Source organism: Novosphingobium sp. PASSN1 (genome assembly GCF_002278815.1).
This window is the reverse complement of record NZ_NKIS01000003.1, coordinates 475,648-497,750: the sequence shown is the minus strand read 5'-3', so window position 1 is coordinate 497,750 and position 22,103 is coordinate 475,648. Positions and strand designations below refer to the sequence as shown.

Sequence of the window (22,103 nt, the reverse complement as noted above, 5' to 3'; positions counted from 1 at the left end):
GCAGCGCGGGGCCATATGTTTCAGAACATCAGCTGCGCTTACGCGCCAGCGATGGTCTTCAGTTCCATGAAGTCCTTGAGACCGTAGACGCCGCCTTCGCGGCCGTTGCCCGATTGCTTGTAGCCGCCGAACGCACCGCCCTTGACGCCGCCCCACTGGTTGACTGCGACGAGGCCTGCGCGCAGGCGGCCGACGATGCCCTTGGCTGTTTCCGGATCGCCGGTGATGACAGCGGAAAGACCGTAAGCCGTGCGGTTGGCCAGTTCGATGCCTTCCTCGATGCCGTCATACGTGGTGATCGTGGCGACCGGACCGAAGGTTTCCTCGCGGAAGATCGTCATGTCCGGCGTGACGTCGGAGAACACCGTCGGGCGGATGTAGTAGCCGCGGTTGACGTTGTCCGGCAGGCCCGGGCCACCTTCGAGCAGCGACGCGCCTTCGGCAATCGAGGTGTCGATCAGCGACTGGATCTTGCTCCACTGGGCCTTGTTGACCACCGGGCCGATATGCGCGCCGTCCTCGGCCGGGCTGCCGACCTTTACCGCCGCGAAGTAGTTCTTCACGAAAGTCTCGGCCTCTTCCTTGCGCGCCTTGGGGACGAGCAGGCGGGTGGGGGCGATGCAGCTCTGACCGGTGTTGGCGACCACGCCCTGCAGCGTGTTCGGCAGGGTTGCGGCGAAATCGGCGTCTTCCAGCACGAGGTTGGGCGACTTGCCGCCCAGTTCCTGATGGACGCGCTTCACGGTATCGGCCGCGTTCTTGGCGATCTGGATGCCCGCGCGGGTCGAACCGGTGAAGCTCACCATATCGACATCGGGGTGGACGGTGAGCGCGACGCCGACGCCCGGGCCATCACCGTTGACGAGGTTGAACACACCGGCGGGAACGCCCGCAGCATGCATCACTTCTGCCATGATCACCGCGTTCGAGGGGCATTCTTCCGAAGGCTTGAGCACCACGGTGTTGCCCGCCGCGATGCACGGCGCGATCTTGGCGCAGATCTGGTTGAGCGGCCAGTTCCACGGGGTGATCGCGGCGACGACGCCGATGGGTTCATGCACGAAGCGCGCATTTGCGCCCGGCACCGGGTGTTCCCATTCGAAGCCATCGAGCGCTTCGAGCGTGCCGGCGATATAGCCAATGCCCGCGCCGACTTGCGCGGTGCCGGCAAAGCCGATGGGCGCGCCCATTTCTTCGCTGATCACGGCGGCGAAATCGGGGATGCGCTTCTTGTATTCGGCCAGAATGCGCTCCAGCAGCGCCTTGCGTTCAGCGACCGGCGTGGCGGCGAAGGCCGGGAAGGCGGCCTTGGCAGCGGCGACTGCCTTGTCGACATCGGCCTGGCTGCCCAGCGTGATGACCGCGCAAGCCTCTTCGGTGGCGGGGTTGATCACTTCGTGGCGCTTGCCGCCTTCGCTGTTGACCCACGCGCCGTTGATGTAGTGCTGCAGATGCTCACGCATCGGTATTCTCCCAAAATTGTTAGCATGGTTGATGAAATGTCACGCACCGGGCGTCCGGGCGGGAGGATGGCAAGTCCGGTACGCGATTGCAACCGATTTGGCTCAGGCACGGGCGCCGCTGCCATGAATGGCCGGTCTGGCCATGCAGACCCTCTCAACGGCCCGAAATTCTTCCATTTTGGAGGCGTCGATCCCGGCAGTGCGTAAGCCGCGCTAACCGTTTATTTCCATCCTCGCCTTAAGTCTGGCCGGATGGGTCTTGACCTGATCAGCCGCGGCTCCGGCGCGCGTCCTTCTGTGCGCAATCTGCGCACCGGGTGGATTGCGCTTGCCACGTTCCTTGCGCTGATTGCCTTGTCCGCGCTGCTGGTGGCGGCCTTCTCGCGCTCGACCCGCATCGCCGACGAACTGGCGCGCGAGGACGAGCGCATGCTCGTCACCCGCTATCTCGATCAGCTCGGCAGTTCGATCGTCGCGGCGCAGAAGGTGCAGCTGACCTGGGACGATGCCATGCGCAACGCCGTCCTCAGCGACAACGAGGCATGGGCCGATCACTTCCTCGGCGATTTCGTGTGGAACAACCTCGAAACCGACGCGATGTTTCTGGTGAAGCCCGATGGCGGGCTGGTCCATGGCTGGGCGCAGGGGCGGCCCTCGGAAGACGTCGGCTATCAGGAAGTGCGCACGCATGTCGAAGACCTGATCGCGCGGGCAAAGCGCAACGTCGCGCTGGGCGGACGGACTGCGGGCATGAAGCCCCTTGCCGATATCGACTGGCCGGTCGCAGCTTCCGGGCAACCGCTCAACCGCTGGGCCGCCACGGCGGTGATGCGCCATGGCCGACCGGCGTTCCTGACCGTCGTCTCGATCGTGCCCGACAATGATTACAGCCTGCTGCGGCGCGAGCCCAACTATGTGGCCACGCTGCGCTATCTCGATGGCTCGCTGATCTCCAAGATGGGCGGCGATCTCGTGCTGGGTGATATCGCCTTCACCGATGCAGTACGCCAGCCGCGCGGGGTTAATGCGGTTCCCCTCAAGACCGCATCGGGCGTGCGCATCGGCTGGATCACTTGGACCGCGAAAGTGCCGGGGCCGAAGATTCTCCAGCAGACGGCACCGGTGTTGGCGGCTTTCATCCTGTTTTTCCTCGGCGTCGTGGCCGGGGGCGCGGTGATCGTGCGGCGCATGCGCGTGGCCGCCAATGAGCTCAGGGCCAGCGAAGCACAGGCGCAGCACAATGCGCTGCACGATGCAATGACCGGTCTGCCCAACCGGGTCTACTACATGCAGCGTCTGCGCGCGCAGCTCACCCAGATCATCGAAGGCGAAGCACAGGGCAACCTGTTCGTCGCCTATATCGACATCGACGGCTTCAAGCTGGTGAATGACACGATGGGCCACCATGTCGGCGATGAACTCGTGCGGCAGGTCGGGCACCGGCTGCGCGCGGCGTTGCCCCGCGATGCCTTTATCGCGCGTTTCGGCGGCGATGAATTCGTCGTGCTCCACGCCAGCGAGGAGGGCGCGCGCGCGGCGGACCGGCTGGGCACCCGGATCATCGCGCTCATGCGCCAGCCGTTCCTGATCTCGGGCAATACGCTGGAGGTTTCGATCAGCTGCGGGATCAGCTGGGGGCCGGAGCAGAGCGAAGACCCGGGCGAACTGCTGCGCCGCGCCGATATCGCGCTCTACCGCGCAAAACAGCGCGGGCGGGGCCGTTTCCGCCGCTTCACGCCCGATATGGATGCCAGCATCAAGCTGCGCCGCGAGATGGAAATGGAGCTGCGCATCGCCATCAGCCGGGGTGAGCTTTCGGTCGCCTACCAGCCCGTGGTCGATACCGGCACCGGCGTGATCGGCGGGTTCGAGGCGCTGCTGCGCTGGAACCACCCGGAGCGCGGCGAGATCCGCCCGGACCTGTTCGTGCCGATTGCCGAGCAGGGCGGGCTGATGATTCCGCTCGGCACCTGGGTGCTGCGCCATGTCTTCACCCAATGCCGCGATTGGCCGGATTGCGACATTTCGGTCAATCTTTCGCCGCTGCAGATCATGGCAGGGGATTTTCTGACGACGCTGGCGGGGCTGCTGGAAGAAACCGGCATGGACCCGCAGCGGCTGGTGTTCGAAGTGACCGAGGGCGTGATGCTCGATCGCAGCACCCATGTGATCGGGGTGCTGCGCGAGCTCAACCGCATGGGCATCCGCGTCGCGCTCGATGATTTCGGGATCGGCTATTCGTCGCTGTCGTATCTCCGCTCGTTCCAGTTCGACCGGATCAAGATCGACCGCTCGTTCGTGCAGAACATCGAACGCGACCGCGATGCTCATTCGATCCTTTGCGCCATCACCACGCTGGGCAAGACGCTGCGGATGAAAGTCGTGGCCGAAGGGGTGGAAACCGAAGTGCAGCGGCTGTTGGTGCAGGCGGCGGGCTGCGAACTGGTGCAGGGCTATCTGTTCTGGGCCGCGCTGCCCGCGCCAGAAGCGCGCGCGCTGCTGGCCGAGCGGGACGAAGACGTCAGTTTGCGCCAGGCTTCGTGACTACTTGGCTTTGGGAAACAAGGCCTTCAAACCAGCGATGACCAGCAGAAGCAGGCCGATCGCGGTTGCACCGACCATGAGCAGACCCAAGCCGAGCGGGTTGCTGTCTGCTGGGCCAAACTGGATTTCGTAAAGCAGCGGTGCCCAACCGGCGGCGATGGTCAGCAAACCAGCTTTCACGAGCCTGCTCATCGCGCGAAAAGCTTTGTCATCGCAGTGCCGGGATTGCGAAGAGCGCGTCAGGCCTCAGCCGGCATTCGCAGCAGAACCTGCGCTGGCGGTCACGGTGCGGGGATAGATGAAGCCCTTGGCCGGGCTTGGGCGCAGGCCCAGCGAGCGGGTCGGCGCATACCACACGCGCACTTCGCTCCAGTCACCAGCAGTCGAAACATCCACCGCCATCACGCCGCGCTCGACCATGCCCGGGCCGGACCAGTTGGCATGGTTGATCAGGATGTGGCGATCATCGACAACCTTGTTGACCACGGCGACATGGCCATAGGGCATGGCGCGGGTGCCAGCGAAAGCGAGCACGGCACCAACCTTGGGAGCACGACCGCGATCATAACGCCCTTCGGCATTGCCCCACCAATCGCGCGCATTGCCGCTGATCTGCACGTCCGAAACCTGCCGCGCATAAGCCACGCACTGCAGCCGGGCATTCGCCGCCGAAGGCAGGGCGAACATTGAAAGGAGTGCGAGAAGGGCTGCGACCATGTTCTTGTGCATGTGCAGCATCTCTAAGGATCAGGGGCGATTCGAGGAGTCCGCGCCGCTTCCGTTCATCCTGCCGCAATCACCGTTCATCCCGAGTCCATGCGGCGCTGTGGAAAAAATCACAGCGCGGGGCGGATCGGCTTGCGGGCCAACGAAAAAGGCGCCCGGTTTCCCGGACGCCTCTTTCTGACCAAGCGCTGAAAGATCAGGCGCTGTAGTACATGTCGAACTCGACCGCCGACGGCGTGGTTTCCCAGCGCATCACTTCGGGCCACTTGAGTTCGATGTAGGATTCGATCTGGTCCTTGGTGAACACGCCGCCGTGGAGCAGGAAGTCGTGGTCAGCGGCCAGCGAGTCCAGCGCCTCGCGCAGCGAAGCGCAGACGGTCGGCACTTCGGCGAGTTCGGCCGGCGGCAGATCGTAGAGGTTCTTGTCCATGGCTTCGCCCGGGTGGATCTTGTTCTTGATCCCGTCGAGCCCGGCCATGAGCAGCGCCGCGTAGCACAGGTAGGGGTTGGCCATTGCGTCGGGGAAGCGGAATTCCACGCGCTTTGCCTTGGCGCCCGAGCCATAGGGGATGCGGCACGAAGCCGAACGGTTGCGCGCCGAATAGGCGAGCAGCACGGGGGCTTCGAAACCCGGCACCAGGCGCTTGTAGCTGTTGGTGGTCGGGTTGGTGAAGGCGTTGAGGGCCTTCGCGTGCTTGATCACGCCGCCGATGAAGTAGAGGCACATGTCAGACAGACCGGCATAGCCGTTGCCTGCGAAGAGCGGCTTGCCCTGTTCCCAGATCGAGATGTGGGTGTGCATGCCGCTGCCGTTGTCCGACTTGATCGGCTTGGGCATGAACGTCGCGGTCTTGCCATAGGCCTGCGCGACCTGGTGGACGACGTACTTGTAGACCTGCATGCGGTCAGCCGTCTGGACGAGCGTGCCGAAGGTCAGGCCGAGCTCGTGCTGGGCCGAGGCCACTTCGTGGTGATGCTTGTCGCAGGGCAGGCCCATGTCGATCATGGTGCGGACCATCTCGGCGCGGATGTCGACGCAGCTGTCGACCGGGGCGACCGGGAAGTAGCCGCCCTTGGCGCGCGGACGGTGGGCGAGGTTGCCGGCTTCGTATTCCTTGTTGGAATTGGTCGGCAGCTCGATGTCGTCGATGCGGAAGCCGTTGCCGTCGTACCCATCGTAGAAGCGCACGTCGTCGAACACGAAGAACTCGGCTTCGGGGCCGACGTAGACGGTGTCACCCACGCCGCTCGACTTCACGAAGGCTTCGGCGCGCTTGGCGGTCGAGCGCGGATCGCGGGTATAGAGTTCACCGGTCGAAGGCTCGACGATGTCGCAGCAGATGATCAGCATCGGGGTTGCCGAGAACGGATCGATGTAGACCGCGTCGAGGTCGGGCTTCAGGATCATGTCGGATTCGTTGATGGCCTTCCAGCCTTCGATCGACGAACCGTCGAACATCAGGCCGTCTTCCAGTTCGTCCTCGCCGAGCACGGTGGAGACCATCGTGAGGTGCTGCCACTTGCCCTTGGGATCGGTGAAGCGCAGATCAACCCATTCGATTTCCTCGTCCTTGATGCGAGCGAGAATGTCCTTTGCAGTAGCCATCGCTGGTCCTTTAACTGGCCCCGGCCCATGCAGGGGCGCTCAGTGGTTTCAAGAAAATGGGGAAGTCGCCGGCCCGCGGCTGCCTCCGGGTGAAGTGTGATCGGGTTCGCCTGAAGCGCGTCCCTAGATTGCGTCCCTAAATCGCGTCCCTAAATCGCGTCCCTAAATCGCGTCGTTGTCGCGTTCGCCGGTGCGGATGCGCAGCGCGCTTTCCACTGCAAACACGAAGATCTTGCCATCACCGATCCGGCCTGTCTGGGCGGCGGACGCAATCGCTTCGACCACACGGTCGACCAGCGCATCGGTCACCACCACCTCAAGCTTCACCTTGGGCAGGAAATCCACGACATATTCGGCGCCGCGATAGAGTTCGGTATGGCCCTTCTGCCGGCCGAAGCCCTTGGCTTCGGTGACGGTGATGCCGGAAACGCCGATTTCATGCAGCGCTTCCTTCACCTCATCCAGCTTGAAGGGCTTGATGATCGCTTCGACCTTTTTCACTCGATCATTCCCTGCAGGCAATCCGGTTGACGGGCCGAGGCCCTTTCCGGCGGTTGGTTTTTGTACGTAAGCCCGATACCGGAACAGCTATCCAAGAATCGTGCCACGCGGGTCCATCGCCTCACTAGGCGATGAATGGCCCTCGCGAAAGCGGGAATTCGGGCGTTCCGGCAAGAATGCGAGGTTCGCGCACGCCTGCGCATTGCGCAAGTTGCGCGAGTGAGGCTGATTGCTGCACAAGTTTTGCGCAGGGGTTGCCTGTTTTTTGGGCAGCCACCCCTCCGCCTTCGCTTCGCTCAGGCACCTCCCCATTTTGGCGAAGCCCAAATGGGGAGGTGTCATCGGCGAAGCCGATGACGGAGGGGTAACTTCAGGCCCCGTAAGGCGGCTGGTGCAGCCCCGCCGGGCTCAGCGTGAAGATCTCGCAGCCGGTTTCGGTCACGCCGATCGAATGCTCGAACTGCGCTGAAAGCGAACGGTCGCGCGTTACCGCTGTCCAGCCATCGTCGAGCAGCTTCACGCCTGCCTTGCCGAGGTTGATCATCGGCTCGATGGTAAAGAACATGCCGGGGCGCAGTTCCGGGCCAGTGCCCTTGTGCGCGGCGTGGATCACTTCGGGCGCATCGTGGAACAGGCGGCCAACGCCGTGTCCGCAGAATTCGCGCACCACACCGTAGCGGTGGCGCTCGGCATGGGCCTGGATGGCCGCGCCGATATCGCCCAGCCGCGCACCGGGCTTCACCTGCTCGATGCCGATCATCAGGCACTCATACGTCACGTCGACCAGCCGCCGCGCCTTCAGCGGCACATCGCCGACGAGGTACATGCGGCTGGAATCGCCGTGCCAGCCATCGAGCAGCGGAGTGACGTCGATGTTCACGATATCGCCGTCGCGCAGCACGCGCGTATCCGAAGGGATGCCGTGGCACACCACGTGGTTGATCGATATGCAGCACGAATGGGTATAGCCGCGGTAGCCCAGCGTGGCCGGAATGGCGCCGCCATCCAGCGTCATCTGGCGCACCACATCATCGAGCGCGGCAGTGGAAACCCCCGGCTGCACCATCGGCACCAGCGCATCGAGGATTTCGGCAGCAAGGCGGCCCGCCTTGCGCATCCCTTCAAAGCCTGCGGGGCCATGCAGCTTGATCGTGCCGTCACGCGGCATCACATCGGTTTCGTCGGCGATCACATAGTCGGTCATGCGGGCCATGTAGCGCCATTGCGAAGCAATTGCGAGATCATGGGATCACAAAGGCAGCCTTGTTTTCCGGTTTCACTGCCGCGAGCATGGCGGCGGTGATCGGCAGGGTCACTTCATAACTGCCCTCTGCGTAAGACCCGGCGTTGTAAGGCGCGATCAGGAAACCGATCCGGTCGAAGCCCTTGCCGCCTTTTGAGCCGAGGATCACCACTTGCTCGTTAGGATCGATGCACTTGCTGAAATCGTCGTCCGGATCATAGGCGAAGTCTTCGCCGCGCTTCTTGGCGCGCTGGCGGTCCAGCTCGGCGCAGAAGCCCTTCGTCACCGCGGCTTTCAGCGCAGCGGGCGACGTGAACAGATCGGCCGCCGTGCGGCGCTGATTGGCCGCCTTGTCCCACAGGATCGTCTCGAACGCGGAATTGCCATGTGCGCCGCCGGAGAAGCTGTAGTCCTCAGCCGAAAGGCTCAGCCAGCCGGGCAGGTCGGTCACCACCTTCCATTCGGTCGAGCCCATGTAGGGATTGAAATCATATTCGCCGATTTTGGCATCCTCCTTGCCTTCGCGGGCTTCGGCGTTAAGCGCTGCCCGGCGGCTGACAAGATCGGCGTCCAGCCATTCGCGCAGCGCGGGGATCGCGGCGGCGGCGGCGGGATAGCTGTAGTCGAATTCCGAAAGCTCGCTCTTTTCGCTGACCTTGCGTGCCTCTGCGGCGGGGGCAGCCGGCGCGGACGGGGCAGGCGCTGCTGCCGAAGCTTCTGCCCCAGCGCCCGTGGCCGCCGCTTCGGGCGCAGCGGATTGCTGGCAGGCGGAAAGGCTCAGAATAAGGGCAAACCCCAGCGCTTTGGGGGCAGGCAGGCGCACCATGCAGTTTCCTCTCGCACTCGCCGCCAAGGTGCGGCAAGAATCGCGGTTACGATGAACCAGCTTGATGCACTGATCCAGCCCGATCGCGGCCAGAAGGCCATTCCGCTCCATGTTGTCGACAAGCAGGGCCTGCCCGCCTGGCTCGCCGCGCTCACCCCCGCCCAGCGCGCGGTGCTGGCGGGGCAGGGCTTTGAAGGCGGCGCGGGGGAGATGGCGATTGTCCCCGATGCAGCTGGTGCGGGGGAGGGGTGGTTTGCCGTGGGCGGCGTGGCCGATCCGGCGAAACTTGCCAGCTGGTGCCTCGCGCCATTGGCAGACCGGTTGCCTGCCGGGACATACCGGCTGGCGCAACCCGGCGCGGAAGGCCCGGCGCTGATCGGCTGGCGTCTCGCGCAGTACCGCTTCGATCGCTATCGCAGCGAGGCTTCGGACAAGGGCGCGCGGCTGCTGCTGACGGGCGCGCTGGGCGCGATGAACGCCGCGCTGGCCGAGGGGGACGCGGTCATCACGGTGCGCGATCTGGTCAATACGCCCGCTGAGGACATGGGGCCTGCCCAGCTGGAGGCCGAAGCGCGCGCGCTGGCCAAGGCCCACCACGCGGTGATCCACGTGATTTCGGGCGATGCGCTGGAGCGCGACTATCCGATGGTCCACGCCGTGGGCCGCGCGGCGGCGCGCAGCCATGCGCCCCGGCTGATCGAGATCGAGTGGGGCGATCCGGCACATCCCCGCCTTGCCATCGTGGGCAAAGGGGTGTGCTTCGATTCGGGCGGGCTCGACATGAAGCCCAGTTCGGCGATGGCGCTGATGAAGAAGGACATGGGCGGCGCGGCCCATGCACTCGCGCTGGCGGGGCTGGTAATGGGCGCGGGGCTGCCGGTGCGGCTGCATCTGCTGGTGCCTGCCGTGGAGAACGCGGTTTCAGGCAATGCCTTCCGCCCGGGCGACGTGCTGCGCTCACGCGCGGGGCTTTCGGTGGAGATCACCAATACCGATGCCGAAGGGCGGCTGGTGCTGGGCGATGCGTTGGTCCGCGCGTGCGAAACAAAGCCGGATCTGCTGATCGATTTTGCCACGCTGACCGGCGCGGCGCGCGTGGCGCTGGGGCCGGACTTGCCTGCGATGTTTGCACGGACGGATGAAACCGCGAACGGCCTGCTCGCCGCTGGCCTCGAACGTGATGATCCGTGCTGGCGGCTGCCGCTCCACGATGGCTACCGCGAAATGCTGAAATCCGATGTGGCCGACCTGCAGAACAGCCCCTCGGGCGGGTTCGCGGGCGCGACGGTGGCCGCGCTCTTCCTCGATCGGTTCGTGGCCGTGGGCGTGGACTGGGCGCACTTCGATACCTTCGCCTGGCGGCCTGCAAGCAAGCCCGGGCGGCCCAAGGGCGGCGAGGCGCTGGGCCTGCGCGCCGCGTGGGGATTGATCCTGTCCCGTTTTGCAAAGGCCGCCACGCCTTGAACCCGGAGCCCGATGCCTCTAAGCGCCCGGCTTTCGCATTTGCCGGAAAGCCTGACGTGACCGACCTTGTAAAGTCCGTGCTGGATGTGGCCAGCCTGAAGACGTCCTATTCGCTTGGCGGCCCCGCGCCCAAGTTCGATGCGCATGCCCATACCCGCGCGGTGCGCGGCGATGTCGCGCATATCCGCTATGCCGGGCAGGTCTTTGTCTCGCACTATGCCATCCCGATGCCGCGCACGGTGGCCGCTGCCGGGGCCACGCTGCGCACGGCGGGGCGCGCGGAAGCGGAAGAGATCGGCACGCTGGCGGCGGGCGAGACCTTCAATCTGCTCGATAGCGCAGGCGGCTGGGGCTGGGGACAGCAGGGCGAGGACGGCCTCGTCGGCTATCTCCCGCTGACGGCGCTGGAGCCATGACCACACACGTCTTCATCGACGGCGCTGCGGGCACCACTGGCCTTGAAATCGCCGACCGGCTTGCGGGCCGCGCCGAGTTCAGCCTGATCGCGCTCAGCGATGCCGAACGCAAGGATGCTGGCGCGCGCGCAGAGGCGCTGAATGCGGCGGACGTCGCTATCCTGTGCCTGCCCGATGATGCGGCGCGCGAGGCGGTTTCGCTGATCGCCAATGACCGCACCCGCGTGATCGATGCCTCGACCGCGCACCGGACGGCACCGGGCTGGACCTATGGTTTCCCTGAAATCGCGGGCCATGCGGCGGTGGCGGCGGCCAAGCGGGTTTCCAACCCCGGCTGCTATCCCACCGGCTTCCTCGGCCTCCTCGTGCCGCTGCTGCGCGCCGGGCTGCTTCCGGCGGATTGGCCCTACACGGTCAACGCCGTCTCGGGCTATTCGGGCGGCGGCAAGGCGCTGATCGCGCGGTTCGAGGACGATCCCGACATTGCCTTCCGCGCCTATGGCCTCGCCCTGGGCCACAAGCACGTGGCCGAAATGCAGAGCCATGCGGGGCTGACCCATGCGCCGATCTTCGCGCCTGCGGTGATCCCCGCGCATCGCGGCATGGTCGTGGAAGTGCCGGTGCCGCTGGCCGCGATGCCCGGCGCGGCTGGTCCTGACGCGCTGCGCGATGCGCTGAAGGTGTTCTACGCAGACAGCCCGCTGGTGCGCGTGCTGGAGGGCGTGCCGGATGAACTCCTGCTGCGCCGCTCGGACGAACCGCGCGACGGGCTCGATCTCTACGTCTTCGGCAGCCCGGACGGCACGCAAGCGCGGCTCGTCGCGCTGCTCGACAATCTCGGCAAGGGCGCGAGCGGGGCTGCGGTGCAGAGCCTCAACCTGATGAGCGGCCTGCCCGAGACGGCAGGGCTGCGGCTCTGATGTGGCCCAAACCTGATCCGGTCCGTCCGGGGCAGGAAAGCGTGTGGGACTATCCCCGCCCCGCCGTGGCGCGGCCTTGCTCTGTGCATGTGGTGATCGCTCATCGCGGGCGCATCATCGCCGATACCCGCCGCGCCGTGCAGACGCTCGAAACCAGCCATCCGCCCAGCTACTACATCCACCCGGACGACATCGCGCCGGGCGTGCTGCGCCGCGCGTCAGGCTCCTCGCTGTGCGAATGGAAGGGCGCGGCAGTCTATTGGGACGTTGTGGTGGAAGGCGAAGTCCTGCCGCAAGTCGGCTGGAGCTACCCGAGCCCGACGCGCAGCTTCCTCGCGCTCAAGGACCATGTCGCGTTCTATGCCGCGCCGTTTGACCGGTGCAGCGTGGACGGCGAAACCGTGGTGCCGCAGCCGGGCGCGTTCTATGGCGGATGGATCACCAGCGCGGTGGCCGGGCCGTTCAAGGGCGGACCCGGCAGCCGGGGCTGGTAGGCTTCCTACTTTGCCAATTCGATTGCAGGCTTTTCCGCGCCGGGCAGCGTGCCGCCCATCGCCTTCGCCAGCGTCGGCGCAATCGTGCGCATGTCGATCTCGCCCAGATTGCGCGCCTTGTCCACGCCTTTGCCCATCACCATGAAGGTGGAGCGCATCTCAGGCGCAGCGGGGAAATAGCCGTGCATGCCCTTGCTGGGTGAGGGGAACGTGAGCGGCAAGGTGGCATTGATGAACGGCCCTGCAACCGCACCGAGCTTGAGGTTCACATAGAAGCTCGCTTCGGGATTGGCGCCCGCAGCCAGGGTCTCTGCCGCATCCAGCACGCGCTCGAACTTCGCGGCAGGATCGGCGGCCAGCTTGTCGAGCACGGCTTTCACCTTGGCCTTCAGCGCCGCATCATCGGGCCGCGCCAGCCTGATCGCGAACGATCCGCCCGAGCCCCATGGGGTTGCCTCCGCCGCCGTGATCTTGCCGTCCGCGTTCACGGTGACGAGCCCGGCATCGATGAACGGGCGGTAGAGGTTGATCACCGTATCAACGGGCGCGAAACCGTGGTCGCTGACGAGCGCGATCACCGCATCGGGATGGGCTTTCATTTCCGCCGCAACGAGATCGCCAACGAGGCCATCGAGCGCTTCCAGCACGGCATGCGACTGCGCCGAACCCGGCCCGGCTTCATGCTGCGTGTGATCGAGCGCGGCGAGGTACATCGTCATGAAGGCAGGCTTGTGCTGTGCGATCAACGCCGCGCCATATTTCGCGCGGACCACATCGGCGGGCAGGTCTTCGGCCTTGCCATCGGCATAGGGGACGCCCGCCGCCTGCTCCAGCTCGCCTGTCAGCCCCGGCGTTGCCAGAACGTCGAGCAGCTTGCGGTCATCGCCGTGTCCGGTGATCCACATCTGCGGCAGGTTCCATGTCACGTTCTTCGCGCCCACCGAAACCGGCCAGTGGACATTGCCAGTGGTCAGCCCCGCTTCGTGCGCGGCATCCCACAGCGTGCGCGCCTTGTCGTCCGAGGCATACCAGAACCAGCCGCCCCGGTTGATCTGCAGGGGATCGTAAGTCGTGTTGCCCACGATGCCATGCTTGGCGGGCGAAACCCCGGTGATCAGCGTGGTGTGGCTGGGATAGGTAATCGTCGGTAGCACGCCGGTGACGCCGGTTGCATACGTGCCCTCGGCCAGAAAGCGCCGCAAGTTGGGCACTTTAAGGCCGCGCGCCTCGGCGTCCTGCACGTCGGCGGGCCGCAGCCCGTCGATGGAAATCAAGAGGACGGGAGCGCCGCGCGCTTCCCCGGTCATGGCGCCGAGCGAAACTGCGGCGAGAAGAGCGAAAGGAAGCGCGCGGCGCATTATCAGAACCCTACCTTGATCGTTGCAAAGACCTGGCGCGGAGCACCGGCGAGCAGCGTCTGGTTATCGCCGCTGTTGCCGAAGCCGTTGGAGCCGATCGTGGCGACATAGCTCTTGTCCAGCAGGTTGGTCGCGTTGATCTGCAGTTCCACCGGCTTTCTCATCCCCAGATCAATGCGATAGCCCAACGTCGCATCCACCAGCGCGCGGCGCGGGACCGACTTGTCGTTGGTGTATGTGAAGTAGCGCTTCGACATGAAGTCAACCCCGACGCGGCCATAGATCGGCCCCTGATCGTAGGAAACTTCGCCGTGGATGAGGTGCTTGGGGCTGTCGGTCACCGTCTTGCCCGCGGTCGGGATCGTGGTCACCACATCGTTGCCCTGCGCATCCTTGGTGCGGATCACCACGTCGTTGCGGTAGGTGTTGTCGTTGTAGCTGTAGGAAGCCAGCGCTGACCAGCCGCGGCCGAAGCGCACTTCGCCGCTCGCCTCGATACCGGCCGAACGCACGCCGCCCACGTTCTGCAGCGCATTCGCCGCACCCACGATGCCCACCGAAGTCGGGATCGCCAGCAGGCGGTTGCGGAAGTTGACGAGGTAGCCCGCCAGCACGCCGTTGAAGATGCCGCTGGTGTAGCGCAGGCCCGCTTCATACGTGTCCGACTGTTCCGGCTTGAGGAACGGCTTGATCGCATCGAAACCGACCTGGCTGGACGAGAACGGCCCTGCCGTGGTGGCCGAGGTGAAGGCGCGCGTTACCTGGGTGAAGCCTGCAAAGGCCTCGATCTCGGGCGTGAACTTGTAGCTCGCGCCTACATGCGGCTGGAACCAGTCCTTCGTCGCCAGATCGCCCTGCGTGCGCCCGCCCGCCACGATCGGCCGCGCGTGGTTGTCGACCTTGAAGCCCTTCCAGCCGAGGCTGATCTTGGCATCGCCCAGCTTGATTTCGTCCTCGACGTAGTACTGGAAAGTCTTGGTGTTGAACGCCACTTCCCACTGCGTGAAGAACGGATCGCGCTGGAACTTCAGGTGATCGCGGCCCGGGTTGGTGCGGCTGGCATAAGCATAGAAGCGCCGCGCCTGATTGAAGTCGTTGTTCTCGTACCATGCGCCGACGGTCAGGCTGTTCATGCCGAGTTCGGCGTTCACGCTGGCGAACAGGCCCTTGCGGTTGATGTCGTATTCGGTGGTGCGCAGTGCCATCGGCACGCCGGTCGGGCTGTTGACATAGGGCGAACCCCAAGTGCCCTGACCTTCGTTCTTGTGGAAGTAGGTTCGCGCCTTCAGCGTCACGTTCTGCGCGAGATCAGCGAGCAGGCCGACCGAGGCGAGCGTATCGCGGCGCAGGCCCGATGCATCGTAGTAGGCGTCGTCTGCGGTCTTGATCTTGCCGGGATAGACCGTGCCCGCCGAAGGGTTGAGCGGCGTGGTGCCGGTATCGCCGCGATTGGCGGCAATGTCGGCCACCTGAATGGCCAGCGCATACTGGCCGGGGCCGAAGTTGTCCCAGTCATAGCCAAGGCGCTTGATCTGATCGAGGCTGAGGTCCTGATAGTCCTGCTCGGCGCGGTTCGAATAGCTGAACGTACCGTCCAGCGTGACCGAGCCCAGCGGCACCACGCCCTTGGCGTTCACGTTGAGCTGGCGCTGCTTGCCATCGCCCTTCCACTTGTCGGTCGTGGCATAGACCACCGACGCGAAGGCGCGCGCGCCATCGCGCGTGCCGATCCCGCCGCGCAGGAACCCGCGCCAGGTGTTGTTCGAGCCATAGGTGCCGCTGGCATCGAGGCCGAGCGCCTCCTTGGGATCGATCGAATAGAAGTTCAGCGTGCCGCCGAGGTTGTTGGTCGACTGCGTGTCGATCGAACCCGAACCCTGGCTGACGACGGTGCGGCCGATGTTTTCCGCCGAGATCGCGCGGCTGATGTGCAGGCCGTTGTTGTTGCCATACGACATGTCGCCGAGCGGAATGCCATCGAGGTTGAAGCCGAGCTGGTTCTGGTTGAAACCGCGCAGCGTGATGCGGGTCGACCATTCATAGGTGCCGAAGGCGTCGGCGGACTGGAAGTTCACCGAAGGCAGCTTCTGGATCGCACGCAGCGGGCTGGTGCCTGCGGCCTGGATGGCAAGGTCGGCGCCCGAAACTTCCTGAACCTGACGGGTCTTGCCGGTGCCGTAGACGACAATGGCTTCGCCTTCGCCGCTTTCGGTGGCGGTCGCATCGGCAGCAGCCGGTGCGGCGGTCTGGGGTTCGGGTGCCGCGAAGGCGGGGCTGGCGACGGCAAAAGCCGTGGTGGTGAGCAGCAGAGTGGCAAGGCGCATACAAAAAACTCCCTCATCAAGCCTTGGAATGCTGCGGCTGCTAGGGTTGAAGTATGACATTTTTGAGTAATTAAAACGGTACTTTAGGGAGTTTTCTCGTGTGACATTTTGGCGACGCAGCAAAATAGCTACATGGTATATACATTCGGAATACCTCCCGCTGGACCGCTTTGCCCACGGGGTGAATGGACCGGCCAGACCACGCAAATTCATCGCGCGTTCAGGCACTGACTGCAGCGCGTGGAATGGGTGTGAGCTGTCCCCGGCAGACATGAAAACGCCCCGTGCGCGTTGCTGCGCCGGGGCGTTTTCATGTCTGCCTTTTCAGGAAGGTCGCGCAGCGCTTGGCCGCGCGGCGCGCCTCAGTCTTCCGGTGCGATCACGACCTTGAGCCCGTCGAGATCAGCCGTCAGCTGCACCTGGCACGAAAGGCGCGAGGTCTCGTTGCGGTGATCCGAGCTATCAAGGAGGTCGTTCTCGTCTTCGCTCATCTTCGGCAGCTTGTCGGCGAAGGCAGGGTCGATATAGATGTGGCAGGTCGCGCACGAGCAGCAGCCGCCGCACAGCGCGAGGAGTTCGTCAAAGCCGTTGTCGCGGATCGCTTCCATCACCGAAAGGCCGGCTGCGGCCTCGACAGTGGATTCTTCACCCGAGCGGTTCACCACGACAAGCTTCGGCATCGATCTGATCTCCTGTTGAGAGCGGCAGGATTGGGTAGGCGCGCTCTCTGGCCCCGTTTGCCCGGGGCTGCTATCGCGCGGGGGGCGTTTTGGCAAGGTGCTGCGCTGCATCATGGCCTCAAAAGGAAAGCTTTCGGATATGGGCCTCACTGCCAGCCAGATCGCGGATGGGCTCGCCTACGTCTCCGCGAAGAACCCGCTGATCGCCGAGGCGGTCGCCCGTGTCGGCCACCCAGAGCCGCGCATCCGCCAGCGCGGCTATGTCACGCTGCTGCGCACGATTGTCGGCCAGCAAGTCAGCGTCGCCGCCGCCGCGTCTGTCTGGAACAAGCTGGAGGCGCTGCTCGGCGATGCCATGCCGCCGCAGGACTTGCTCCAAGCCGATTTCGATTCCCTGCGCGCCTGCGGCCTCTCGCGCCAGAAGCAGGGCTATGCGCGGTCCTTGTGCGAACTGGTGGTGACGGGTGAGCTCGATCTGCATTCCCTGCCCGAAGACGACGAGGCCGCCATCGCGCAGCTCACCAAGATCAAGGGCATCGGGCGCTGGTCGGCGGAAATCTACCTGCTGTTCGCCGAAGGTCGCCCCGATATCTGGCCGGCGGGCGATCTGGCAGTGCAGGCAGGCATGGCCAAGCTGCTGGGGCTGGCCGAGCGGCCCGACGAAAAGCAGGCCCGCGCGATGGCCGAAGACTGGCGCCCGCATCGCGGCGCGGCGGCGATCTTCACGTGGCATTGCTATAACAACCCCGCGCTGTAAGTTCGCGCCCCAACAACAAAGGGTGTAGAGTTGTGGCGACCAAGACGATTTTCATCACCGGCGGCGCATCGGGCATCGGGCGCGCGGTGGCAGAACGGTTTGGCCGCAGCGGCTGGTTCGTGGGCATTGCCGATATCAACGAGGAAGGCATGGCAGGCACCGCCGCGCTAATCCCGGCGGGGTTCTCCTCGCAGCACAAGCTCGATGTGCGGGATCGCGCCGCGTGGGACGGGGCGCTTGCCGATTGCGCGGCGGCTTCGGGCGGGAAGATCGATGTGGTGTTCAACAATGCGGGCATTCCCATCGGCGGGCGCATCATCGATTGCAGCACCGAGGAAGTCGAACGCACGCTCGATATCAACCTCAAGGGCGTGATCTTCGGCGCGCAGGCGGCCTGGCCTTGGCTCAAGGCGTCCGCACCCGGATCGTGCCTGCTCAACACCGCGAGCGCGGCGGGCATCTATGGTGTGCCCGGCGGCTCGATCTATTCGGCCACCAAGTTCGGCGTCCGCTCGATCACCGAATCACTCGATGGCGAATGGAAGGCAGACGGCATCCGCGTGCGCGATCTGATGCCCAGCTTCATCGAAACGCCGCTGCTCGATCACGCGCCCAACCGCGCCTCGAACGAGGACATCCGCGGCCGCGTCATCTCCGCCGGGCTGGAAATCACCCCCGTCAGCGATGTGGCCGAAGCCGCATGGGCGGCGGTCCACGGCGATAAAGTCCACACGCTGGTGGGCAAGACCGCGCGGAAACTCGCCTTCGCCGCCCGCTGGATGCCCGGCGCGCTGCGCAAGCAGGTGGGCCAGCAAAACGGGCCGCTGGGCGGCTAGGCCCCGAACCCGTCAATCGCCGATGCCAGCGCCACGTCACGCTGGCTCAGCCCGCCCGCATCGTGCGTCGTCAGCGTAATTTCCACGCGGTTGTAGACGTTGAACCATTCCGGGTGGTGATCGGCCTTTCCCGCCAGGATTGCCACGCGGGTCATGAAGCCGAAGGCCTCAGCAAAATCGGCGAAGCGGAAAGTGCGGGTGATCGCGAGGCCATCTTCGCGCAAGGACCACGCGGGCAGCGCGGCGAGTGCGGCGGCGCGTTCGGTTTCGGTCAGCTGGGCAATCGCCATCGTTCGGCTCTCCTTGGCAGGTCCCGGTCTTTCCCCTATCGCGTGAGGTGATGCAACCTGCTCGTCTTGCTGCCTATGATCTTGCCTGCCGGCGCGGCGACCGGCTCCTGTTCAAGGGGGTGGGCTTCGAACTCCATCAGGGCGATGCGCTTCAGCTGGCCGGGCCGAACGGCATCGGCAAGTCCAGCCTCATGCGCATTCTGGCCGGGCTGCTGCGGCCCTATAACGGCCATGTCGAGCATGACGGCACATTGGCGTTGGCGGACGAACGCCCCGCGCTCGATGCGCACCTCCCGCTGGGACAAGCGCTGGCGTTCTGGCGCGCAGTGGACCGTGCCGGAGAATCGCGCGCCGATTTCGGGCTGGACGATCTGCTCGATGTGCCTGTGCGCTATCTCTCCACCGGCCAGCGCAAGCGCGCCGCACTCGCCCGCCTCGCCGCCAGCGGCGCGCGGATCTGGCTGCTGGACGAACCCTTGAACGGGCTCGACACGCATTGGGGCGCGGCCACGCAAGCCGCGATCGAGGCGCACCGCGCGCTCGGCGGCATTGCCGTCATCGCCTCGCACCAGCCGCTGCAATTGCAGAAGCTCAAGACGCTCGCGCTGCTGGAGCATCTGCCGTGAAATCCTTGTGGACGATCTTCCGCCGCGATCTCACCCTGCTGCTGATGGGCGCGCCGGGGCGGGGCGGGGCGCTGCTGCCGCTGCTGTTCTTCCTCGCTGTCGCGATGCTCTATCCCTTCGCGGTGGGGCCGGACGCGCGGCTGCTGGCCCGCACCGGGGCAGGTGTGATCTGGGTGGCGGCGCTGCTTGCCGCGATCCTCCCGCTCGACCGGCTGGTGGAGCCTGATCTGGAGGCCGGGTTCTTCGACCAGTGGGCGCTGCGCGGGATTGCCGAAGAAGGCGTGCTGCTGCTGCGCATTCTCGCGCACTGGCTCAGCTTCGGTGTGCCATTGATGCTCGCCGCGCCGCTCGCCGCCGGGCTGCTGGGGCTGGACGGCGCGCAATTGTGGACGGTGGAGCTGGGCCTGCTGCTCGGCACGCCGGGCCTTGCCGCCATCGGCGTGACCATTGCCGCGCTGACGGCGGGCCTGCGCGCGGGCGCCGCGCTGGGCGGGCTGCTGGCGATTCCGCTGGCCGTTCCGCTGCTGATCTTCGGCGCGGGCTCGCTCCAGCCGGGCGGGGAGGGCGGCCTGCTGCTGCTGGCGGCCTCCAGCCTTGCGGTGCTGGCGATTGCGCCGTTCGCGGCAGGCGGTGCGATCCGGGCCGGGCGGGAGTAGCCCCTTCAAACCCGCGCTTGCCGCCGCCCAAGCGCAAATCCATTGCGGCGCGCGCGGCGGCGCATTACCTCACCGGGCATGAACCAGATCGTCCCGTCGCCCGCCCCCCCGCCCGCCCCGCTGTCCGATACTCTCTCGCTGATCGGTAATACGCCGCTCGTCCTGCTGAAAGGACCGAGCGAGGCTGCTGGCTGCGAGATCTATGGCAAGTGTGAATACGCCAATCCCGGCGCCTCGGTGAAGGACCGCGCCGCGCTGTGGATCGTGCGCGATGCGGAAGCGCGCGGCGCGCTGAAGCCAGGCGGGACCATCGTCGAAGGCACGGCGGGCAATACCGGCATCGGCCTTGCGCTGGTCGCCAATGCGCTGGGCTACAAGACCGTGATCGTCATGCCCGAAACCCAATCGCGCGAGAAGATGGACACGCTGCGCGCCTTGCGGGCCGAGCTCGTGCTGGTCCCCGCCGCGCCGTTTTCCAATCCGGGCCACTTCGTCCACACCTCGCGCCGCATTGCCGAGGAGACCGAAGGCGCGATCTGGGCCAACCAGTTCGACAATATCGCCAACCGCCGCGCCCATATCGAAAGCACCGCGCCGGAAATCTGGGCGCAGATGGAAGGCCGGATCGATGGCTTCATCTGCGCGGCGGGCACCGGCGGCACGATTGCGGGCGTGGGCTTCGGCCTCAAGGCGTACGACGAGGCCGTGACCATCGGTCTGGCAGACCCGCACGGCGCGGCGCTCTACAATTACTACGCCCACGGCGAGCTGAAATCCGAAGGCTCCTCGGTCGCCGAAGGCATCGGGCAGGGGCGCATCACCGCGAACCTCGAAGGCGCGCCGATTGATACGCAGTTCCGCATTTCGGACGAGGACGGCCTCGAATGGGTGCGCCGCCTGCTGGCCGAGGAAGGGCTGTGCCTCGGCCTGTCGAGCGGCATCAACGTGGCGGGGGCCGTCGCGCTGGGCAAGCAGCTCGGACCGGGCAAACGCATCGTCACCATCCTGTGCGACACCGGTTTCCGCTACCTCTCCTCGCTCTACAATCCGGAGTGGCTGCGCGCGAAGGGGCTGCCGGTATTCCCTTGGCTGGCATAAGCGCGTAGTATCAGGGCCATGGCATTGTTCGGCCTTATCCCTGATCGCGCACCTGCGGCAGAGTTCGTGCCGCCAGCGGGCGAATCCCCCGCCGATGCGGCGCGCCGCGCGGCGCTTCAGCCCGCGTTCCCCACCCCGCGTGAATTGCGCGCGCAGGCAGTGCACCGCCTGCAGATCGGCCTGTTCGGGCTGGCGGCGATGTTGCTGATCGTCAGCCTTGCCAATGTGATCATGGACCGGGCCAAGCAGGTAGAAGGCGCCACCGCCAGCACGGCACCGGCCGTGGCCGTCAGCCCCAGCCCAAGCCCCAGCACGGCCAACGATCCGCTGGTCGACATGGGCGTTGCGCCCGAACTGCCGGTGGGCGGCGGTGGTGGCAACGAGGCGAACGGGGCCAAGCCCGCGCGGCCCGCGCCGCGCCCCGCCGGCAACTGAACCGCATTCGCGCGCTGCTTGTCCTCGCGGCGGGCGCGCTCGCGCTGTCCGCTTGCAGCCAATCGCCCCAGCGCAGCCCGCTCGGCCTGTTCACCAGCCTGCCGATCCTGTGGAGCGAAGCGGATGGCGTGTCCGCCCGGCTGGCCGTGCCCGGCAAGCCGCACTGGGCGCGCCCGGTGCTCGAAGAAAGCCGCCGCCTCGTCCCGCTCGATACCCTGCTCGCACCCGGTGCGCTCGCCGATCTGCTGATCGCGCAGCCGCGCCCGCTGGAGCCTGCGGAGAACGTCGCACTCGATGGCTGGGTGCGCAGCGGCGGGCACCTGCTGCTGTTCGCCGATCCCCTGCTGACCAGCGAAAGCCGCTTCCCGCTCGGTGATCCGCGCCGCCCCGCCGATACCGTGCTGCTTTCCCCGATCCTCACGCACTGGGGCTTGGCGCTGCGTGAGGATCGAGGAGAGCGGGAAAACGCGGGAATGCCGTTTCCGGTGAACGCTCCGGGGGAACTTTCCCAGCTTCCGGGAGCAGTGGCGCTGTGCCGGATCGAGGAGGGTGGCCTCATGGCCCAGTGCCGGATCGGCAAGGGCAGCGCGCTGATCGTGGCCGATGCGGCATTGCTGGAACCGGCAGAAGGCCCGGCAGCGGCCCAGCGCGGGCGGATGCTGCGGATGCTGATGCGGCGCGCCTTCGCGCCTTGAGTTTTCCACACGGGATTTTGCGGGAATCGCCCACGGGAAATCGCGGGAACGCGCAGCCGTTCCGTGTGCGCCGCGCCGGTCAGCCATGAAATTTGGCGGAAATGCGGGATTTCGCCTGATGCGCCAGCCATTCCGCGCCACCCTA

At 65.8% G+C, this 22,103-nt stretch carries 23 protein-coding genes; 12 read left to right on the top strand and 11 right to left on the bottom strand.

The genetic code is table 11. The annotated features are described in order from the left end of the window. Window positions 1-38 precede the first annotated feature (38 nt). The gene (locus CFE35_RS08110) at window positions 39-1,463 is read right to left on the bottom strand and encodes an aldehyde dehydrogenase family protein (protein ID WP_292929796.1); all 1,425 of its coding nucleotides are present in this window, start codon (window positions 1,461-1,463) and stop codon (window positions 39-41) included. A gap of 252 nt (window positions 1,464-1,715) precedes the next feature. Between CFE35_RS08110 and CFE35_RS08105 the strand changes: the two genes are divergently transcribed. Next, a complete protein-coding gene (locus CFE35_RS08105) occupies window positions 1,716-4,007 on the top strand; it encodes an EAL domain-containing protein (protein WP_292929794.1) in 2,292 nt (763 codons plus the stop codon). On the opposite strand, the gene CFE35_RS08100 is transcribed toward CFE35_RS08105, so the two are convergent. The 6 genes from CFE35_RS08100 to CFE35_RS08075 all read right to left on the bottom strand — a co-directional run bounded on the left by CFE35_RS08100 (window position 4,008) and on the right by CFE35_RS08075 (window position 8,909). Continuing rightward, on the bottom strand, window positions 4,008-4,199 hold the full coding sequence (locus CFE35_RS08100) for a hypothetical protein (RefSeq protein ID WP_292929792.1): 192 nt from the start codon (window positions 4,197-4,199) through the stop codon (window positions 4,008-4,010). It abuts the gene before it with no gap. Window positions 4,200-4,253: 54 nt separating this feature from the next. Beyond that, on the bottom strand, window positions 4,254-4,736 hold the full coding sequence (locus tag CFE35_RS08095) for a CHAP domain-containing protein (RefSeq protein WP_292929790.1): 483 nt from the start codon (window positions 4,734-4,736) through the stop codon (window positions 4,254-4,256). 193 nt (window positions 4,737-4,929) lie between these two features. Continuing rightward, window positions 4,930-6,339 (bottom strand): type I glutamate--ammonia ligase, encoded by a 1,410-nt coding sequence (gene glnA / locus CFE35_RS08090; protein ID WP_292929788.1) that lies wholly within the window; start codon window positions 6,337-6,339, stop codon window positions 4,930-4,932. Window positions 6,340-6,501: 162 nt separating this feature from the next. Further along, window positions 6,502-6,840 carry a P-II family nitrogen regulator gene (locus tag CFE35_RS08085; protein ID WP_292929786.1) on the bottom strand — a complete coding sequence of 113 codons (339 nt, stop codon included), beginning with the start codon at window positions 6,838-6,840 and terminating at the stop codon, window positions 6,502-6,504. A 370-nt stretch (window positions 6,841-7,210) separates the two neighbouring features. Further along, complete coding sequence (gene map / locus CFE35_RS08080) at window positions 7,211-8,044, bottom strand: type I methionyl aminopeptidase (RefSeq protein ID WP_292929911.1); 834 nt, start codon at window positions 8,042-8,044, stop codon at window positions 7,211-7,213. 37 nt (window positions 8,045-8,081) lie between these two features. Beyond that, window positions 8,082-8,909 (bottom strand): DUF3298 and DUF4163 domain-containing protein, encoded by an 828-nt coding sequence (locus CFE35_RS08075; RefSeq protein WP_292929784.1) that lies wholly within the window; start codon window positions 8,907-8,909, stop codon window positions 8,082-8,084. Between the two features lie 51 nt (window positions 8,910-8,960). Between CFE35_RS08075 and CFE35_RS08070 the strand changes: the two genes are divergently transcribed. The 4 genes from CFE35_RS08070 to CFE35_RS08055 are packed head-to-tail and all read left to right on the top strand — an operon-like array spanning window position 8,961 to window position 12,203. Then, on the top strand, window positions 8,961-10,373 hold the full coding sequence (locus CFE35_RS08070) for a M17 family metallopeptidase (protein WP_292929782.1): 1,413 nt from the start codon (window positions 8,961-8,963) through the stop codon (window positions 10,371-10,373). Between the two features lie 56 nt (window positions 10,374-10,429). Continuing rightward, complete coding sequence (locus CFE35_RS08065) at window positions 10,430-10,789, top strand: SH3 domain-containing protein (RefSeq protein ID WP_292929780.1); 360 nt, start codon at window positions 10,430-10,432, stop codon at window positions 10,787-10,789. Beyond that, on the top strand, window positions 10,786-11,709 hold the full coding sequence (gene argC, locus CFE35_RS08060; RefSeq protein WP_292929778.1) for an N-acetyl-gamma-glutamyl-phosphate reductase: 924 nt from the start codon (window positions 10,786-10,788) through the stop codon (window positions 11,707-11,709). Before CFE35_RS08065 ends, argC begins: the two co-directional genes overlap by 4 nt. Beyond that, the gene (locus CFE35_RS08055; RefSeq protein ID WP_292929776.1) at window positions 11,709-12,203 is read left to right on the top strand and encodes a DUF427 domain-containing protein; all 495 of its coding nucleotides are present in this window, start codon (window positions 11,709-11,711) and stop codon (window positions 12,201-12,203) included. The genes argC and CFE35_RS08055 overlap by 1 nt, the downstream gene beginning before the upstream one ends. Before the next feature lie 5 nt (window positions 12,204-12,208). Here CFE35_RS08055 and CFE35_RS08050 read toward each other — a convergent pair whose 3' ends face one another. The 3 genes from CFE35_RS08050 to CFE35_RS08040 all read right to left on the bottom strand — a co-directional run bounded on the left by CFE35_RS08050 (window position 12,209) and on the right by CFE35_RS08040 (window position 16,565). Next, window positions 12,209-13,561 (bottom strand): alkaline phosphatase family protein, encoded by a 1,353-nt coding sequence (locus CFE35_RS08050; RefSeq protein ID WP_292929774.1) that lies wholly within the window; start codon window positions 13,559-13,561, stop codon window positions 12,209-12,211. A 2-nt stretch (window positions 13,562-13,563) separates the two neighbouring features. Next, window positions 13,564-15,885, bottom strand: coding sequence for a TonB-dependent receptor (locus CFE35_RS08045; protein WP_292929772.1), 2,322 nt, complete (start codon window positions 15,883-15,885; stop codon window positions 13,564-13,566). Between the two features lie 362 nt (window positions 15,886-16,247). Further along, complete coding sequence (locus tag CFE35_RS08040; protein ID WP_292929770.1) at window positions 16,248-16,565, bottom strand: 2Fe-2S iron-sulfur cluster-binding protein; 318 nt, start codon at window positions 16,563-16,565, stop codon at window positions 16,248-16,250. Between the two features lie 139 nt (window positions 16,566-16,704). Here CFE35_RS08040 and CFE35_RS08035 point away from each other — a divergent pair, with 139 nt between their 5' ends. Further along, a complete protein-coding gene (locus CFE35_RS08035; RefSeq protein WP_292929909.1) occupies window positions 16,705-17,322 on the top strand; it encodes a DNA-3-methyladenine glycosylase 2 family protein in 618 nt (205 codons plus the stop codon). A gap of 32 nt (window positions 17,323-17,354) precedes the next feature. Then, complete coding sequence (locus CFE35_RS08030) at window positions 17,355-18,158, top strand: SDR family oxidoreductase (RefSeq protein WP_292929768.1); 804 nt, start codon at window positions 17,355-17,357, stop codon at window positions 18,156-18,158. Here CFE35_RS08030 and CFE35_RS08025 read toward each other — a convergent pair. Beyond that, window positions 18,155-18,487, bottom strand: a complete 333-nt coding sequence (locus tag CFE35_RS08025; RefSeq protein WP_292929907.1) for a 4a-hydroxytetrahydrobiopterin dehydratase — start codon at window positions 18,485-18,487, stop codon at window positions 18,155-18,157. The genes CFE35_RS08030 and CFE35_RS08025 overlap by 4 nt on opposite strands. 11 nt (window positions 18,488-18,498) lie before the next feature. Between CFE35_RS08025 and ccmA the strand changes: the two genes are divergently transcribed. The 5 genes from ccmA (at window position 18,499) to CFE35_RS08000 (ending at window position 21,958) form a co-directional block, all read left to right on the top strand. Beyond that, a complete protein-coding gene (gene ccmA / locus CFE35_RS08020; protein ID WP_292929766.1) occupies window positions 18,499-19,074 on the top strand; it encodes a heme ABC exporter ATP-binding protein CcmA in 576 nt (191 codons plus the stop codon). Then, a complete protein-coding gene (gene ccmB / locus CFE35_RS08015) occupies window positions 19,071-19,730 on the top strand; it encodes a heme exporter protein CcmB (RefSeq protein WP_292929764.1) in 660 nt (219 codons plus the stop codon). Before ccmA ends, ccmB begins: the two co-directional genes overlap by 4 nt. Before the next feature lie 78 nt (window positions 19,731-19,808). After that, the gene (locus CFE35_RS08010) at window positions 19,809-20,828 is read left to right on the top strand and encodes a cysteine synthase A (protein ID WP_292929762.1); all 1,020 of its coding nucleotides are present in this window, start codon (window positions 19,809-19,811) and stop codon (window positions 20,826-20,828) included. An 18-nt stretch (window positions 20,829-20,846) separates the two neighbouring features. Then, window positions 20,847-21,263: a hypothetical protein gene (locus CFE35_RS08005; RefSeq protein WP_292929760.1), complete on the top strand. Its 417-nt coding sequence runs from the start codon at window positions 20,847-20,849 to the stop codon at window positions 21,261-21,263. 128 nt (window positions 21,264-21,391) lie between these two features. Further along, window positions 21,392-21,958: an ABC transporter gene (locus CFE35_RS08000; protein WP_292929758.1), complete on the top strand. Its 567-nt coding sequence runs from the start codon at window positions 21,392-21,394 to the stop codon at window positions 21,956-21,958. Window positions 21,959-22,103: the final 145 nt, after the last annotated feature.

Excerpts from the sequence above, each read along its gene's own strand:
- CFE35_RS08110 (WP_292929796.1), bottom strand. The coding sequence starts at position 1,463 with ATGCGTGAGCATCTGCAGCACTACATCAACGGCGCGTGGGTCAACAGC.
- CFE35_RS08105 (WP_292929794.1), top strand. The coding sequence starts at position 1,716 with ATGGGTCTTGACCTGATCAGCCGCGGCTCCGGCGCGCGTCCTTCTGTG.
- CFE35_RS08100 (WP_292929792.1), bottom strand. The coding sequence starts at position 4,199 with ATGAGCAGGCTCGTGAAAGCTGGTTTGCTGACCATCGCCGCCGGTTGG.
- CFE35_RS08095 (WP_292929790.1), bottom strand. The coding sequence starts at position 4,736 with ATGCACAAGAACATGGTCGCAGCCCTTCTCGCACTCCTTTCAATGTTC.
- glnA (WP_292929788.1), bottom strand. The coding sequence starts at position 6,339 with ATGGCTACTGCAAAGGACATTCTCGCTCGCATCAAGGACGAGGAAATC.
- map (WP_292929911.1), bottom strand. The coding sequence starts at position 8,044 with ATGACCGACTATGTGATCGCCGACGAAACCGATGTGATGCCGCGTGAC.
- CFE35_RS08075 (WP_292929784.1), bottom strand. The coding sequence starts at position 8,909 with ATGGTGCGCCTGCCTGCCCCCAAAGCGCTGGGGTTTGCCCTTATTCTG.
- CFE35_RS08070 (WP_292929782.1), top strand. The coding sequence starts at position 8,961 with ATGAACCAGCTTGATGCACTGATCCAGCCCGATCGCGGCCAGAAGGCC.
- argC (WP_292929778.1), top strand. The coding sequence starts at position 10,786 with ATGACCACACACGTCTTCATCGACGGCGCTGCGGGCACCACTGGCCTT.
- CFE35_RS08055 (WP_292929776.1), top strand. The coding sequence starts at position 11,709 with ATGTGGCCCAAACCTGATCCGGTCCGTCCGGGGCAGGAAAGCGTGTGG.
- CFE35_RS08050 (WP_292929774.1), bottom strand. The coding sequence starts at position 13,561 with ATGCGCCGCGCGCTTCCTTTCGCTCTTCTCGCCGCAGTTTCGCTCGGC.
- CFE35_RS08045 (WP_292929772.1), bottom strand. The coding sequence starts at position 15,885 with ATGCGCCTTGCCACTCTGCTGCTCACCACCACGGCTTTTGCCGTCGCC.
- CFE35_RS08040 (WP_292929770.1), bottom strand. The coding sequence starts at position 16,565 with ATGCCGAAGCTTGTCGTGGTGAACCGCTCGGGTGAAGAATCCACTGTC.
- CFE35_RS08035 (WP_292929909.1), top strand. The coding sequence starts at position 16,705 with ATGGGCCTCACTGCCAGCCAGATCGCGGATGGGCTCGCCTACGTCTCC.
- ccmA (WP_292929766.1), top strand. The coding sequence starts at position 18,499 with ATGCAACCTGCTCGTCTTGCTGCCTATGATCTTGCCTGCCGGCGCGGC.
- CFE35_RS08010 (WP_292929762.1), top strand. The coding sequence starts at position 19,809 with ATGAACCAGATCGTCCCGTCGCCCGCCCCCCCGCCCGCCCCGCTGTCC.
- CFE35_RS08005 (WP_292929760.1), top strand. The coding sequence starts at position 20,847 with ATGGCATTGTTCGGCCTTATCCCTGATCGCGCACCTGCGGCAGAGTTC.